The 13,102-nt window shown below is 53.3% G+C and carries 12 protein-coding genes; 5 read left to right on the top strand and 7 right to left on the bottom strand.

What is annotated here, in order from left to right; translation table 11 throughout:
• Positions 1–332: 332 nt before the first annotated feature.
• On the top strand, positions 333–1,226 hold the full coding sequence (locus ACMHLI_RS20095; protein WP_413531003.1) for a LysR family transcriptional regulator: 894 nt from the start codon (positions 333–335) through the stop codon (positions 1,224–1,226).
• A gap of 56 nt (positions 1,227–1,282) precedes the next feature.
• Here the strand turns inward: ACMHLI_RS20095 and ACMHLI_RS20090 are convergent, their stop codons facing one another.
• The 3 genes from ACMHLI_RS20090 to ACMHLI_RS20080 form a co-directional block, all read right to left on the bottom strand.
• Complete coding sequence (locus tag ACMHLI_RS20090; RefSeq protein ID WP_413531002.1) at positions 1,283–2,272, bottom strand: aldo/keto reductase; 990 nt, start codon at positions 2,270–2,272, stop codon at positions 1,283–1,285.
• A gap of 34 nt (positions 2,273–2,306) precedes the next feature.
• Positions 2,307–3,158: an aldo/keto reductase gene (locus ACMHLI_RS20085; RefSeq protein ID WP_413531001.1), complete on the bottom strand. Its 852-nt coding sequence runs from the start codon at positions 3,156–3,158 to the stop codon at positions 2,307–2,309.
• Between the two features lie 191 nt (positions 3,159–3,349).
• Positions 3,350–4,558 (bottom strand): multidrug effflux MFS transporter, encoded by a 1,209-nt coding sequence (locus tag ACMHLI_RS20080; RefSeq protein ID WP_413531000.1) that lies wholly within the window; start codon positions 4,556–4,558, stop codon positions 3,350–3,352.
• 346 nt (positions 4,559–4,904) lie between these two features.
• Between ACMHLI_RS20080 and ACMHLI_RS20075 the strand changes: the two genes are divergently transcribed.
• The 3 genes from ACMHLI_RS20075 (at position 4,905) to ACMHLI_RS20065 (ending at position 9,604) form a co-directional block, all read left to right on the top strand.
• Entirely contained in the window at positions 4,905–5,240 is a 336-nt protein-coding gene (locus ACMHLI_RS20075) for a helix-turn-helix domain-containing protein (protein ID WP_112167899.1), read from the top strand.
• Between the two features lie 69 nt (positions 5,241–5,309).
• Positions 5,310–6,461 (top strand): efflux RND transporter periplasmic adaptor subunit, encoded by a 1,152-nt coding sequence (locus tag ACMHLI_RS20070; protein ID WP_413530999.1) that lies wholly within the window; start codon positions 5,310–5,312, stop codon positions 6,459–6,461.
• Positions 6,462–6,478: 17 nt separating this feature from the next.
• Positions 6,479–9,604 (top strand): efflux RND transporter permease subunit, encoded by a 3,126-nt coding sequence (locus tag ACMHLI_RS20065; RefSeq protein WP_413530998.1) that lies wholly within the window; start codon positions 6,479–6,481, stop codon positions 9,602–9,604.
• A 97-nt stretch (positions 9,605–9,701) separates the two neighbouring features.
• Here the strand turns inward: ACMHLI_RS20065 and ACMHLI_RS20060 are convergent, their stop codons facing one another.
• Positions 9,702–9,971: a hypothetical protein gene (locus ACMHLI_RS20060; protein ID WP_413530997.1), complete on the bottom strand. Its 270-nt coding sequence runs from the start codon at positions 9,969–9,971 to the stop codon at positions 9,702–9,704.
• A gap of 88 nt (positions 9,972–10,059) precedes the next feature.
• Positions 10,060–10,269 (bottom strand): DUF6434 domain-containing protein, encoded by a 210-nt coding sequence (locus tag ACMHLI_RS20055; protein ID WP_413530996.1) that lies wholly within the window; start codon positions 10,267–10,269, stop codon positions 10,060–10,062.
• A gap of 116 nt (positions 10,270–10,385) precedes the next feature.
• On the opposite strand from ACMHLI_RS20055, the gene ACMHLI_RS20050 reads away from it, so the two are divergent.
• Positions 10,386–11,138, top strand: coding sequence for a hypothetical protein (locus tag ACMHLI_RS20050; protein ID WP_413530995.1), 753 nt, complete (start codon positions 10,386–10,388; stop codon positions 11,136–11,138).
• A gap of 43 nt (positions 11,139–11,181) precedes the next feature.
• Here the strand turns inward: ACMHLI_RS20050 and umuC are convergent, their stop codons facing one another.
• Both umuC and umuD read right to left on the bottom strand, forming a co-directional pair.
• Positions 11,182–12,447, bottom strand: a complete 1,266-nt coding sequence (gene umuC, locus ACMHLI_RS20045) for a translesion error-prone DNA polymerase V subunit UmuC (protein ID WP_413530994.1) — start codon at positions 12,445–12,447, stop codon at positions 11,182–11,184.
• Between the two features lie 2 nt (positions 12,448–12,449).
• Entirely contained in the window at positions 12,450–12,869 is a 420-nt protein-coding gene (gene umuD, locus ACMHLI_RS20040) for a translesion error-prone DNA polymerase V autoproteolytic subunit (RefSeq protein ID WP_413530993.1), read from the bottom strand.
• Between the last annotated feature and the right edge of the window lie 233 nt (positions 12,870–13,102).

Raw genomic sequence — 13,102 nt, 5'->3', positions numbered from 1 at the left:
TTGTAATAACCCATACAATATCAGATATATTTTTTTTATGGAAAAGTCTTAATTGATCAGTTTTTCTTACGTATCTATGCCAGTCGTATCGCTATTTCAGCCCAATGGCCCCCGTTGAGGTACCATAGAACATTCGCAGATTAATGCCTTTGCGCGGTAACTTATGAGAAGATAAGGAAATTTTTCACCTAAACAGACATCATCAAAAATGACGCTTTTACATCGTTATGGCAGGACGTAGCTGACAGGCGAAAGTAGCGTGGCGTTTATCGTTACGGTCGAGGTTTTCTGGCTGGTTTAACCGGCAACGGATGGATGTAAGGAATTACGCAATGCTTAAAGAGAACTTCAACGAGTTGCAGATCTTTCTGGTGGTTGCCCGGGAGAGAAGTTTTACCAAGGCGGCGGGGAAGCTCGGCGTTTCACAGTCGGCGTTAAGCCACGCGATCAAGGCGCTGGAAGAGGGCTTAAATATCCGTCTGCTTACCCGCACCACCCGCAGCGTGGCGCCAACACAAGCCGGGGAACGGATCATCGCCTGTCTTGAACCACGTCTGGCCGAGATTGAACATGAACTTCAAACCCTGCTCCAGCTCAACGGCACGCCTTCGGGCAATATCCGCATCTCAGCGGGCGAACATGCGGCGCAAAGCGTGCTGTGGCCCAGGCTGAAGCCTTTTCTACAGGAATATCCGGATATCAATGTTGAGATGGTGGTCGATAACGGCTTTGTCGATATCGTCGATGGTCGTTTCGATGCCGGGGTGCGTCTGGGCGAAAGCGTGGATAAGGATATGGTTGCAGTCAAAATGGGCGCGGATATGCGCATGGTTGTGGTGGGTTCGCCAGCTTATTTAGAGAAGAACGGCATCCCTCTGACGCCGCATGAGTTGCAAAATCACCGGTGCATCAATATGCGTTTACCGACCGCCGGAGGCTTGTATCACTGGGAGTTCGAGAAAGAGGGTAAACCGTTACGCGTGCGGGTAGAAGGGCAGCTGATTTTCAATCATTTGTCCGAGCGGATCGATGCGGTTAAGTGCGGATTTGGGCTTGCCTGCGTGCCGGAAGATCTGGTGGAAGAGGCGGTGACGTCGGGCGAACTGATTCAGGTCCTCGACGAATGGTCCCCGTCGTTTCCCGGCTATTACCTTTATTACCCGAGCCGGAAACAACATCCCCCGGCCTTTGCGCTGATGATTGATGCGCTGCGATATTCAGAGTAACTGACCCGCTAAAAAAGCCTGCGATATCTTTATTATATCGCAGGCCAAAACAGATTTTAACGGCCTACGCGCGCCTGCAATGATGCCGGATAGCGTTCGCCGGTGATTTTCACCGTGTCCAGCGCCTGCGTGATTTTCCTCAGATCTTCTGGTGAAAGAACCACGTCCGCAGCGCCCATATTTTCCTCCAGACGATGCAGTTTGGTGGTGCCAGGGATCGGCACGATCCACGGTTTTTGCGCCAGTAGCCAGGACAGGGCAATTTGCGCAGATGTCACGCCTTTCCCCGCAGCCAGTTCAGACAGCAAGACCACCAGCTTTTCATTGGCTTCGATCGCCTCAGCGGCAAAACGCGGCACCTGGCTGCGGAAATCGTCGGCGCCAAAGGTGGTGCCGGTTTTAATCGCGCCGGTCAAAAAGCCTTTACCCAGCGGGCTGAACGGCACAAAGCCGATCCCCAGTTCTTCGAGCACCGGCATGATCTCCTGCTCGGGCTCGCGCCACCACATTGAATATTCACTTTGCAGCGCCGCTACCGGCTGAACCGCATGTGCCCGGCGGATGGTTTGCGCACCGGCTTCCGAAAGACCAAAGTGTTTCACTTTCCCTTGTGCAATCAGATCTTTTACCGCGCCCGCAACCTCTTCGATCGGCACATCGGGATCGACACGGTGCTGATAGTAGAGATCGATAACGTCTGTTTTCAGGCGACGCAGCGATCCTTCCACCGCTTCGCGAATATGCTCCGGGCGGCTGTTGAGGTTCTGCTGCTTGTTATCCTCGCCAAAGGTAAAACCGAACTTAGTGGCAATGACTACGCGGTCGCGGAAGGGTTTTAACGCTTCCCCGACCACTTCTTCGTTCAGATAAGGGCCGTACACTTCAGCGGTGTCGAAAAAGGTCACGCCGCGTTCAACCGCTGCGCGGATGAGCTCAACCGCCTGACGGTGGTCCGTCGCCGGGCCGTAGCCGTGGCTCAGGCCCATACAACCTAAGCCGAGCGCCGAGACTTCCAGTCCGGATTTTCCAAGGTAACGTTTTTGCATGGGTAAGATCCTCATGGTTTAGTGGAATAAGTTATTACACGTCAAGTTTGCGGCCCGCCAGCCATTCAACCATTGCCGGGTCACGGTGCGAGAAGAAGGCGCTGGTTGCGGCATCCAGCGCGGTGATTTGCATCATCTGGTCTTCGCTGAGTTCAAAATCCGCAATAGCGATGTTCTCTTCCATGCGCTCTTTGCGGACGGATTTTGCCAGCGACACAATGCCGCGCTGGGCTAACCAGCGCAGAACGACCTGCCCCACGCTTTTGCCATATAGTTCACCCATCGCGCTCAACAGCGGATGCTGGAACAGGCCATTGCGGCCTTCGGCAAACGGTGCCCATGCCTGGGGCTGAATGTTGCGACTTTTCATCCACGGCACGGCGTGCAACTGCTGATTGAAAGGATTCACTTCTACCTGATTGATCGCAGGCACTACGTTGTTAAACGCCATCAGATCGGCAAGCCGGTCTGGATGAAAATTGCTGACGCCAATCGAACGGATTTTCCCCGCCTGCTGTAATTCTTCCATCGCACGCCATGCACCATGCACGTCGCCGTAAGGCTGATGGATCAAATAGAGATCGACATAGTCCAGTTGCAGACGGTTAAGCGAACGTTCAAATTGTGCTTTCGCCCCTTCGTATCGGGTGTCCTGCAGCCATAACTTGGTGGTGATGAACAGTTCGCTGCGCGGGATGCTGCTCTGTTTCAGCGCATTGCCGACCTGAGTTTCATTCTGGTAGGAAGCCGCAGTATCAATCAGGCGATAACCGGTTTCCAGCGCGTCGAGCACGGCGCGTTCGCATTCCTCCGCATCGGTCATCTGGAAGACACCAAAACCCAGCAGAGGTATTTCAAAACCATCATTCAGTTTGATTTTTTGCATGTCGTTATCCTTGTATTTGGGTATGTGAAAAGCATAACGCAGAAGGATTTATCAGATTAGAGGCTGTAAACGGATAGGCTTTATTAGCAGGGTTCATTAATCGCAAAATGAACCCTGCGGAGGTGTGATTGCAGATTCTTTTCCTTCAGGAACTGACTGACCTGATCGGGCATTGCCACAGGCTTGCCTTTTTATTGCGCCTTCGGCACGCGGGTCGTCAGCGCAATTAACGCGCTGGCCACAGTAAAGACGGCGATGATCCAGGCCATGGTCCACGGCGTGCCGTCGCTCATCAGTGCGAGAAGTAATGACGAGATAATGCCGCTGCCGTATTGCAACGCGCCAATCAGCGCGGAGGCGGAACCGGCCACGTTGGGTGCCGCATCCAGCGCAGCGGCGGTCGAGGTGGCGGCAATCACGCCATTCATCGAGAAGAAGACAAAGATGCAGGCGAGGATCAGCAGCATGCCGCCGATGTTCAGTTTCGCGCCGAAGGCCAGCACCAGTGCGGCAAGGGCGGCGACTACAACGGCGCGTTTAAGCAGAACTTCCAGCGGATAACGATGCACCAGACGGCGATTGAGCATACTCACGCCCATCAGCCCGACGATATTCAGCGCAAACAGCCAACCGTAGTGCTGGGGATCGATGCCGAAGTAGGTGATATAGACAAAGGGTGAGCCGGTAATAAACGCGTAGGCCGCCACGTAATAAAAAGTCACGCAGAGCGTAAAACGCATAAAGGTTTTGTTTTTTAACAGTTGCAGGTAATTGCGGAAAGCGCCGGGCAATGAGGCTTTCACCCGTTTTTCTTCGGGCAGCGTTTCCGGTAACCAGTAAAGTGAAATAAACATAACGGTGCCGATGACTGCCAGAAGCCAGAAAATGGCGTGCCACGAAGTGAAGATAATCATTTGTCCGCCGATCAGCGGCCCGGCGATGGGCGCGATGGCCATCACCACCATCAGCGTGGACAGCATTTGTGCGGCGCGGGTGCGGCTAAACAGATCGCGGATCATCGCCCGCGCCAGCATCGGCCCGGTGCAGGCGCCGAGCGCCTGAAATACACGCCAGAACACGATCTGCGGAATGTCCGTTGAAAGCGCGCAACCGACGGAGCCGATGATAAACAGCGCCAGCCCGGCGAACAGCGGTTTGCGACGACCAAAATGATCGCTCAACGGCCCCCAGATTAGCTGGGCAATACAAAATCCCACCAAAAATCCGGTGATGGTCAGTTCCACATTGCCGTGCAGTGCTTTCGCCATCGCAGGCATGGCGGGAAGATAGATATCGGTAGAAAGCGAGGTGAAAGCCATTAACGCGCTGAGAATGAGAACAAAAGGCAGACCCGACGTTTTGACGGCGTTGGGCGGCGTTCGCGCCTGAGAATCAGTCATTATTTTTCTTCTGAACATGAATACGTGAGCTTATGTTACTGGCGATCCCTCCGCAGATAATGCCCTGAAAAAGGATAGGCTTTATGAGTGGGGCTCATTAATGAATTCAACTCATAGAGCTATTCGTAATTGATGATCTTATAACAGAGAAATATGAATGCTAATCTCGCCCTATAAGAGTCAGGACAGTCCTGTCGCTTTTACTCTTATCCACGCCTTATTACTGCTGCCAGTTCACTTATCGTTGTACCGACCGCCGTTATTTCGACGGTCATTATATTGAAACTCACGTGTGATTCCGTTTCGTTTCGCGCACTGCATACTCCGGTTGTAAGAGGTATTTGTGATGCATAAAGAAATCATCAGGTCGTTAATTGGCTGGATTGAAGAAAATATCGACAAGCCGTTAAAAATTCGGGATGTCGCTGAAAAATCCGGCTATTCCAAATGGCATTTACAGAGGATGTTTCAGCAGGAAACAGGTCACACGCTGGGGAATTATATTCGTGACCGTAAGCTGGCGCTGGCCGCAGATGAGCTTCTTCATACTAAAAATCCGGTGGTCGATATTTCATATAAATACGGATATGACTCTCAGCAGTCCTTTTCGCGAACTTTTTCCCGGAAATACAGTTTACCGCCACAGGCCTACAGGAGAATGCATCAGTCACATCCGGCGTAATTTATGTGGTTTTTTTATCGGGTACTTTTTTTGCATTAATCATTACGTTGTTATCTGAGGTGGGAATTCATGAATCATTTAGGGCTTTTAAAGCCTTTGGCAGCCTTTTGTCTGTTATCAGGGAGTGGGGTATTAACGGGGTGTGATGAGAGCGGAAATACTGCCTCGGCACAGCAAAAATTAACCGACGTTAACGTGGTAAAACTCAGCACTGCGCCGCTGAAGATGACCTCTGAATTACCGGGCAGAACGTCTGCGCTGCGTATTGCCGAGGTGCGTCCGCAAGTGTCAGGGATTATCCAAAAACGCTTATTCACTGAGGGCAGCGACGTGAATGCAGGGCAGGCGCTGTACCAGATCGACCCCGCGCCGTATCAGGCCGTTTTGGACAGCGCAGCGGGAAATCTGGCGCAGGCAGAGGCCAGCGCGCGTATCGCAGTGACGACGGTGAACCGTTACCGCACGCTGACCGGCACGCATTACATCAGCCAGCAGGATTTCGACCAGGCACAGGCCACTGCCCAACAAGCTCAGGCCGCAGTCGTGGCAGCCAAAGCAGCGGTGAAGTCAGCCCGTATTAATCTGCAATACACCACAGTCACGTCGCCGATTTCCGGGCGGATCGGGCGCTCTTCAGTGACAGAAGGGGCGCTGGTGCAAAATGCACAAACTCGTTCGCTGGCAACCGTGCAGCAGCTGGATCAGATGTATGTCGATGTAACCCAGTCGGGGGAGGAGTTCCTGCGCCTGCGTCAGGCGATGTCCGACGGCGAAATCAAACAAACCTCCGGAAAAGCCGAGGTGACGGTGAGGCTTTCTGACGGCAGCACTTACGCGCCAAAAGGATGGCTGGAATTCTCCGATATCACCGTCGATGAAACCACCGGTTCTATTACGCTGCGCGCGGTGATCCCCAATCCTCAGCACCGTTTACTGCCCGGCATGTTTGTCCGTGCGCGGTTGGACGAGGGCGTTAATCCAGCCGCATTGCTGGTGCCACAGGTGGCCGTCACCCGCAATCCGCGTGGTGAGGCGACCGCACTGGTGGTCGGCGCGGATAATAAGGTGGCGCTGAAAAATATCACCACCGGCAAGACGTTGGGTGACCAGTGGCAGGTGCTGTCCGGTCTGTCGGCGGGCGAGCGCGTGGTGGTATCAGGCGTACAGAAAATTAAGCCGGGAGAGGCCGTCGAGCCTCATGAGCAGCCAGCAAAGTCTTAATCAGGGAACGCTGAAATATGTCTAAATTCTTTATCGATCGCCCCATTTTTGCCTGGGTGATTGCCATCATTGTGATGCTCGCTGGCGCGATTTCCATCCTCAATCTGCCGGTGGAACAATATCCAAGCGTTGCGCCTCCGGCGGTGCAGATCCGCGCACAATATCCCGGCGCGGATGCGACGACTTTGCAGAACTCGGTAACGCAGGTCATTGAGCAAAATATGAATGGCCTGGACGGTCTGATGTATATGTCATCGACCAGCGACTCTTCGGGCACCTTGCAGCTCACGCTGTCGTTCAAAACCGGCACCGATGCAGATATCGCGCAGGTTCAGGTGCAGAATAAATTGCAGCTGGCCACGCCGCTGTTGCCTTCTGAAGTGCAGCAGCAGGGGATCACCGTCAGAAAATCGTCCAGCACCTTCATGATGGTGGTCGGTTTTGTGAACAGCAGCGGCACGATGACCCAGCAGGATATTTCGGATTACGTTGGCTCGAATATCAAAGATCCGATTAGCCGCATTGACGGCGTCGGCGATACGCAGATTTTCGGCTCGCAGTACGCCATGCGCATCTGGCTGGATCCGAACAAGCTGAACAATTTTCAGCTCACGCCGGTGGATGTCATCGCCGAGCTGAACACTCAGAATGCGCAGGTGGCCGCCGGGCAGATTGGTGGCGCACCGCCGGTGCCGGGGCAGCAGCTCAATGCTTCCCTGATTGCGCAAACCCGCCTGATTTCACCGGATGAGTTCGGCGATATTCTGCTGAAAGTGAACGCCGGCGGTTCTCAGGTGCGGCTGCATGACGTCGCCCGTATTGAGCGCGGTGGTGAGGATTATCAGTTTGTGGTGAAAATCAACGGACAACCGGCGTCAGCATTGGGGATCCAGCTGGCAACCGGTGCTAACGCGCTTGATACCGCTGCGGCTGTGCGCACCGAGCTGGAACAGCTGCGCCCGTTCTTCCCGGACGGCCTGCAGGTGGTGTATCCGTACGACACGACGCCGTTTATCAAAATCTCGATTAATGAGGTGGTGAAAACGCTGTTCGAAGCCATTGTGCTGGTGTTTCTGGTGATGTTCCTGTTCCTGCAAAACTTCCGTGCAACGCTGATCCCGACGATCGCCGTACCGGTAGTACTGCTGGGCACCTTCGGCATTCTGGCAGCCTGTGGTTTTACCATCAACACCCTGACCATGTTTGGCATGGTGCTGGCCATCGGCCTGCTGGTTGATGACGCCATTGTGGTGGTGGAGAACGTCGAGCGCGTCATGGCCGAGGAGGGGTTGTCGCCAAAAGCGGCGACGCGTAAATCGATGGAGCAGATCCAGGGCGCGCTGGTCGGCATTGCGCTGGTGCTCTCGGCGGTGTTTGTGCCAATGGCATTCTTCGGTGGCACCACCGGCGTTATCTACCGTCAGTTCTCCATCACTATCGTGTCAGCAATGGCGCTGTCGGTGTTTGTTGCACTGATCCTCACGCCTGCGCTGTGCGTCACGTTGCTCAAACCTGTGGCAAAAGGCGAACACGGCAAAACCACTGGATTCTTTGGCTGGTTCAACCGCAAGTTTGACCAGAGTACACAGCATTACACGTCTTCGGTGGCGCGGATTTTACAAAGCTCCGGACGCTATATCGTGATTTATCTGCTGATCGTCGCGGGCATGGTGGTGATGTTTGTTCATCTGCCGACGTCTTTTCTGCCGGAAGAAGATCAGGGCGTACTGGCAACTCAGGCCATTTTACCGGCGGGCGCGACGCAGGAACGGACGCAGAAAGTGCTTGATACCATTACCGATCACTATCTGCATGACGAAAAAAACAACGTGGCTAACGTTCTGACGGTCAACGGCTACGGATTTGCCGGACGCGGGCAAAATGTCGGCATTGCCTTTGTCGGCCTGAAAGACTGGAGCGAGCGGCCAGGGGATGACAATAAAGTCACCGCGATTGTGCAGCGTGCCAATGCGACGTTTTCAAAAATCATCGACGGCACCGTCGTGGCCTTTAATCTGCCGCCGATTATCGCGCTCGGTAACGCCACCGGTTTTGATTTTGAGCTGATCGACCGGGGTAATCTGGGGCACGAGAAACTGCTGGAAGCGCGTAATCAGCTGCTGGCGCTGGCGGCGCAGCATCCTGACGTGCTGATGGCGGTGCGTGCGAACGGCATGGAAGATACGCCACAGTACAAAGTGACCATCGATCAGGAAAAAGCCAAAGCGCTGGGGCTGTCGCTGGCGGATATCAACACCACGCTGTCCGCCGCGTGGGGTGGCAGTTACGTTAACGACTTCGTCGATAACGGCCGCGTCAAGAAAGTCTATGTGATGAGCGATGCGCAGTACCGCATGATGCCGGACGATCTCAACGACTGGTTCGTGCGTGCTACTAACGGCAAAATGGTACCGTTCGCCAGCTTCTCCACCGCAAAATGGGTTTACGGTTCACCGCGTCTGGAGCGCTATAACGGCCTGTCTTCTCTGGAGATCCTGGGGCAACCTGCACCTGGGAAAAGTTCGGGCGAAGCGATGGCGCTGATGGAAGAACTGGCGGCGCAACTGCCAGCGGGTATCAGCCATGACTGGACAGGAATGTCCTATCAGGAACGCATGAGCGGTGAACAGGCACCGGCGCTGTATGCCATTTCGCTGGTAGTGGTTTTCCTCTGTCTGGCGGCATTGTATGAGAGCTGGTCGATCCCGTTTTCGGTCATGCTGGTGGTGCCGCTGGGCGTGGTCGGTGCGTTACTGGCGACCAGCCTGCGCGGGCTGAATAACGACGTGTACTTCGTGGTCGGGCTGCTGACCACGATCGGGCTGGCGGCCAAAAACGCCATCCTGATCGTCGAGTTCGCCAACGATCTGATGCTTAAAGAAGGCAAGCCGCTGATTGAAGCGACGCTGGAGGCGGTGCGGATGCGTTTGCGCCCGATCCTGATGACCTCACTGGCGTTTATTCTCGGGGTTCTGCCGCTGGCTATCAGCAACGGTGCGGGTTCTGGCGCACAGAATGCCGTCGGTACCGGCGTGATGGGCGGGATGATTTCTGCCACGCTGCTGGCGATCTTCTTCGTGCCAGTGTTTTTCGTGGTAGTGCGTCGTCGTTTCAGTAAAACCGCAAACACGGGCGAAGAGTAAAAATTAGCGCGGCTACCGGTTAAGTCACCGTCGTTGATCACTTAATCCATCGGGGGCGGAGGAAGGTATTTCCTCCGCTTTATCATTATGCAAGCTTCTACCTGAGTAAGAACTGAATGAGTGATCCTAAAATATACAGGCCGAATGCGATTTGTATCAGAGTGAATGCCCGCCGGACATAGCGCCATTCATGGCGTTCTCTGGCATTTGCCTGCGAAATAGCGCCACCGGGATCCTGCCTTTTTCTTCTTTTCCATCTCAGGTTTTCCCGAACCCCAATAATAATAATCAGTACAACCAATATTTTGAGAAGTACCAGGCTATCTATATTGAAATGTGTTTCCCAACTCCAGCTGGTATTGTGCATTCCTTGTTACCCTTCACCTTTTTGTTATAGAACATTATGGGTTATAACAACTAATCGGCTTTATATCCATGCATTAAACGGGGTTAATTTAAGGCGCCTGCCGGCGCGTCCATTCATCTGCCACGTCACCCAGATTTTTAGGCTGGTCATTGCGTATCCATGCCATAAAATCCCGATCAAATTTAAACTGTGCACCGCATTGCTCAAGCATGAAGCGCCGGACATTTTGGGTGTTTTTATAGTGCTTATCTACGGGGGTGGCGCGGGTTAATGTCTCGCTGTGCCAGTCAAATGCCATCTGTTTCTCCGGCGGAAAATGGTATGGTGAATAATAACGCAAAGCATGAGTATTTGGGGGAATGACATGACGAGTATCGGGATAATCAGACACACTCTGTGCAGGCATTGGGTAACATGTTAAAAAAAATCATTCTCTCAGTCAGTCTCTGTGGAATTTTATCGGGTTCAGCCGCAGCCGCTTCGGACAGTTGGTATGTCCTCGAGAATTACGAAGGAACGATCGGGAAATCTCCGGTTCATGTCTCTCTTCAGCGTTATTCCTTTGGCGGGAAGACAAATATCAAAGGAAGTTACTATTACGATAAATATCGTTCTCCCATTCCGCTCTATGGAAAAATAACGTCTGATGCCATCGTGCTTTGTGAGGTAGCTAATGATCAGGAATATGATGATTATCTGACCGAAGGTAAAAAATATGACCTCAGTACCTGCCCGTTAAAACTTAAAAAGGGTGGGGATGTTCTTCATGGTACCTGGCAGAACACCAAACGTACGCTGGATGTCGTCCTGAATATGACGGCTTCCATGGATAAAACCACAATCTCGGGCAACCCTGCGAAAACGATTGAAATTCCATTTTGGGGGCAAACGGCGTCTCATAGCTTTATTGGCGTTTATGAAATGAAAGATGATGGCCTTTCAGTGAATAAAGTGAAGGCTCTCAACAAGTCTTCAGGAAAAGTGGATCAGATCATCGATCCTCAATTACATCAATGTGATTTTGGATTTTACATGACGGCTATTTACCAAAATATCGAGAGCCTGAGTAATTCCTCACAAATAGCATTGAATTGCTACAGCAAAACCGATTTCAGTGTCATTTACGGCCTTAATCAAGATAAGCAGACTTATTCTTTCGTCGATTAGCCCCTGAACCTCAGGGGGATCGTACATACAGCGACGGTTCCCCTTACACCTTCACCTGCAATAATTCATCCACCCGCGTGGTATACGCCGGCGACAACATTTCCCGTTTCATTGACCAGCCGCGCTGGATGCCTTGCCCGGCGAACCACACTTTGCCCATCCCTTTTTTGTGGATCTCATCCAGCGTCGCCATCAGCTGCTCGCTGTTCTTTTTCGGCTGGTACTCATCGAAGAGATTCAGCTGCGCCACGCCCTGACTGAAAAAATCGCCCAGCATCACGCCGCCTTTCTGATAGCGATAGCCCGGTTTCCAGATTTGATCGAGGCAACGCACGGCGGCGTTGAGAATGTCGCGGCTGTCCTGCGTCGGTGTGAGGAGTTTGAGCCCGGCGTAGTTGCTGTAGTAGGGAACTTTTGGGTCGTGCGGGCTGGTTTTAACGAACGCCGAGACGAAGCGGCAGTACTGATGCTCGCCGCGCAGCTTCTCGGCGGCGCGCACGGCGTAGTTGCAGATGGCTTCGCGCATATCCTGATACTCGGTGATGCGTTCGCCAAAAGACCGTGAACAGATGATTTGCTGTTTGGTCGGCACCGATTCTTCCAGCGGCAGGCAAGATTCCCCGCGCAGTTCGCGCACCGTGCGCTCCAGCACCACGCTAAAATGTTTGCGGATCAGCGCAGAAGGGCTGTCGGCCAGCTGTAATGCCGTCTCGATCCCCATCATGTTGAGTTGTTTAGTCAGACGCCGCCCGACGCCCCACACTTCATCCACCGGCAGCAGGTTCATCAGCTTTCTCTGACGCACGGTCTGGGATAAATCCACCACGCCGCCGGTATCCTTCCACTTTTTCGCCGCGAAGTTCGCCAGTTTGGCCAGCGTTTTGGTCGGTGCGATCCCGACGCCGACCGCCAGATGCGTCTCTTTCCAAATTTTCTTCTGCACCTGCTTGCCAAAATCATGCAGTGAGATGCAGTTTTCAATGTTGGTGAGATCTAAAAACGCCTCGTCAATCGAGTAAACATCGACGGCGGGCGCCAGTTGTTCCAGCGTCTCCATCACGCGGTTGGACATATCGGCGTACAGCGCATAGTTCGAGGAGAACACCACCACGTTATGCTGGCGGATCGCTTCACGCATTTTGAAAAACGGTGCGCCCATGGCGATGTTGGCCTTTTTCGCTTCAGCGTTACGGGCGATCACGCAGCCGTCGTTATTACTCAGCACAATCACCGGTCGTCCCTGCAAATCCGGCCTGAACACGGTCTCGCACGAGGCGTAGAAGGAGTTGACGTCAACGAGGGCAAACATAATCAGCGCGCGGCGTAGATGATGAACGTGACGACGCCGAAAATCTCCAGCGACTCTTCGTCATTGAAGGTGATCGGCGAATAATGCGGGTTCATCGGCACCAGCTGAACCGACGGGCGGGTGCGCAACTTTTTCACCGTGAACTCGCCGTCGACGGCTGCCACCACGATGTCGTCGTGAACGGCGGTCAGCGAGCTGTCGATGACCAGCAGATCGCCTTCGCTGATGTTGGCATCGGTCATTGAATGGCCGGAGACCCGGACAAAGTACGTCGCGCTCGGGTGCGCAATCAGCAGTTTATTGAGATCAAGGCGCGACTCTACGTAATCCTGAGCGGGCGACGGAAAGCCGCACGGCACGCGATCGAGGAACAGCGGCAGGTCGATTTTTTGCTGATGCTCAGCGGGTGTGTACAAAATCATAGGAAATTCTCGCGATACTGGTTTTATATACAGTATTCACGTAAGCGGGATACCGATCAAGCCTGACAGCAGAAGAAAATCCTATCAGGCTGATGGGGGAGGGAATTTAGTATGGGAGGAGGTAAAAGCAGCACGTTAACTCAATTCTAATTCGAAAATAAAAAGTGCAGTGCTCAATGGTGCTCCTGTGCCCGACGCGGTTCATCGGGCATTTTTATGCTGGAAGGTGCAAA

The organism is Rahnella inusitata, assembly GCF_965118895.1.
In the GTDB taxonomy this organism is placed as follows: Bacteria; Pseudomonadota; Gammaproteobacteria; order Enterobacterales; family Enterobacteriaceae; genus Rahnella; species Rahnella inusitata_A.
Note: the sequence above shows the minus strand (reverse complement) of the source record. Positions and strands in the feature narration are given on the sequence as shown.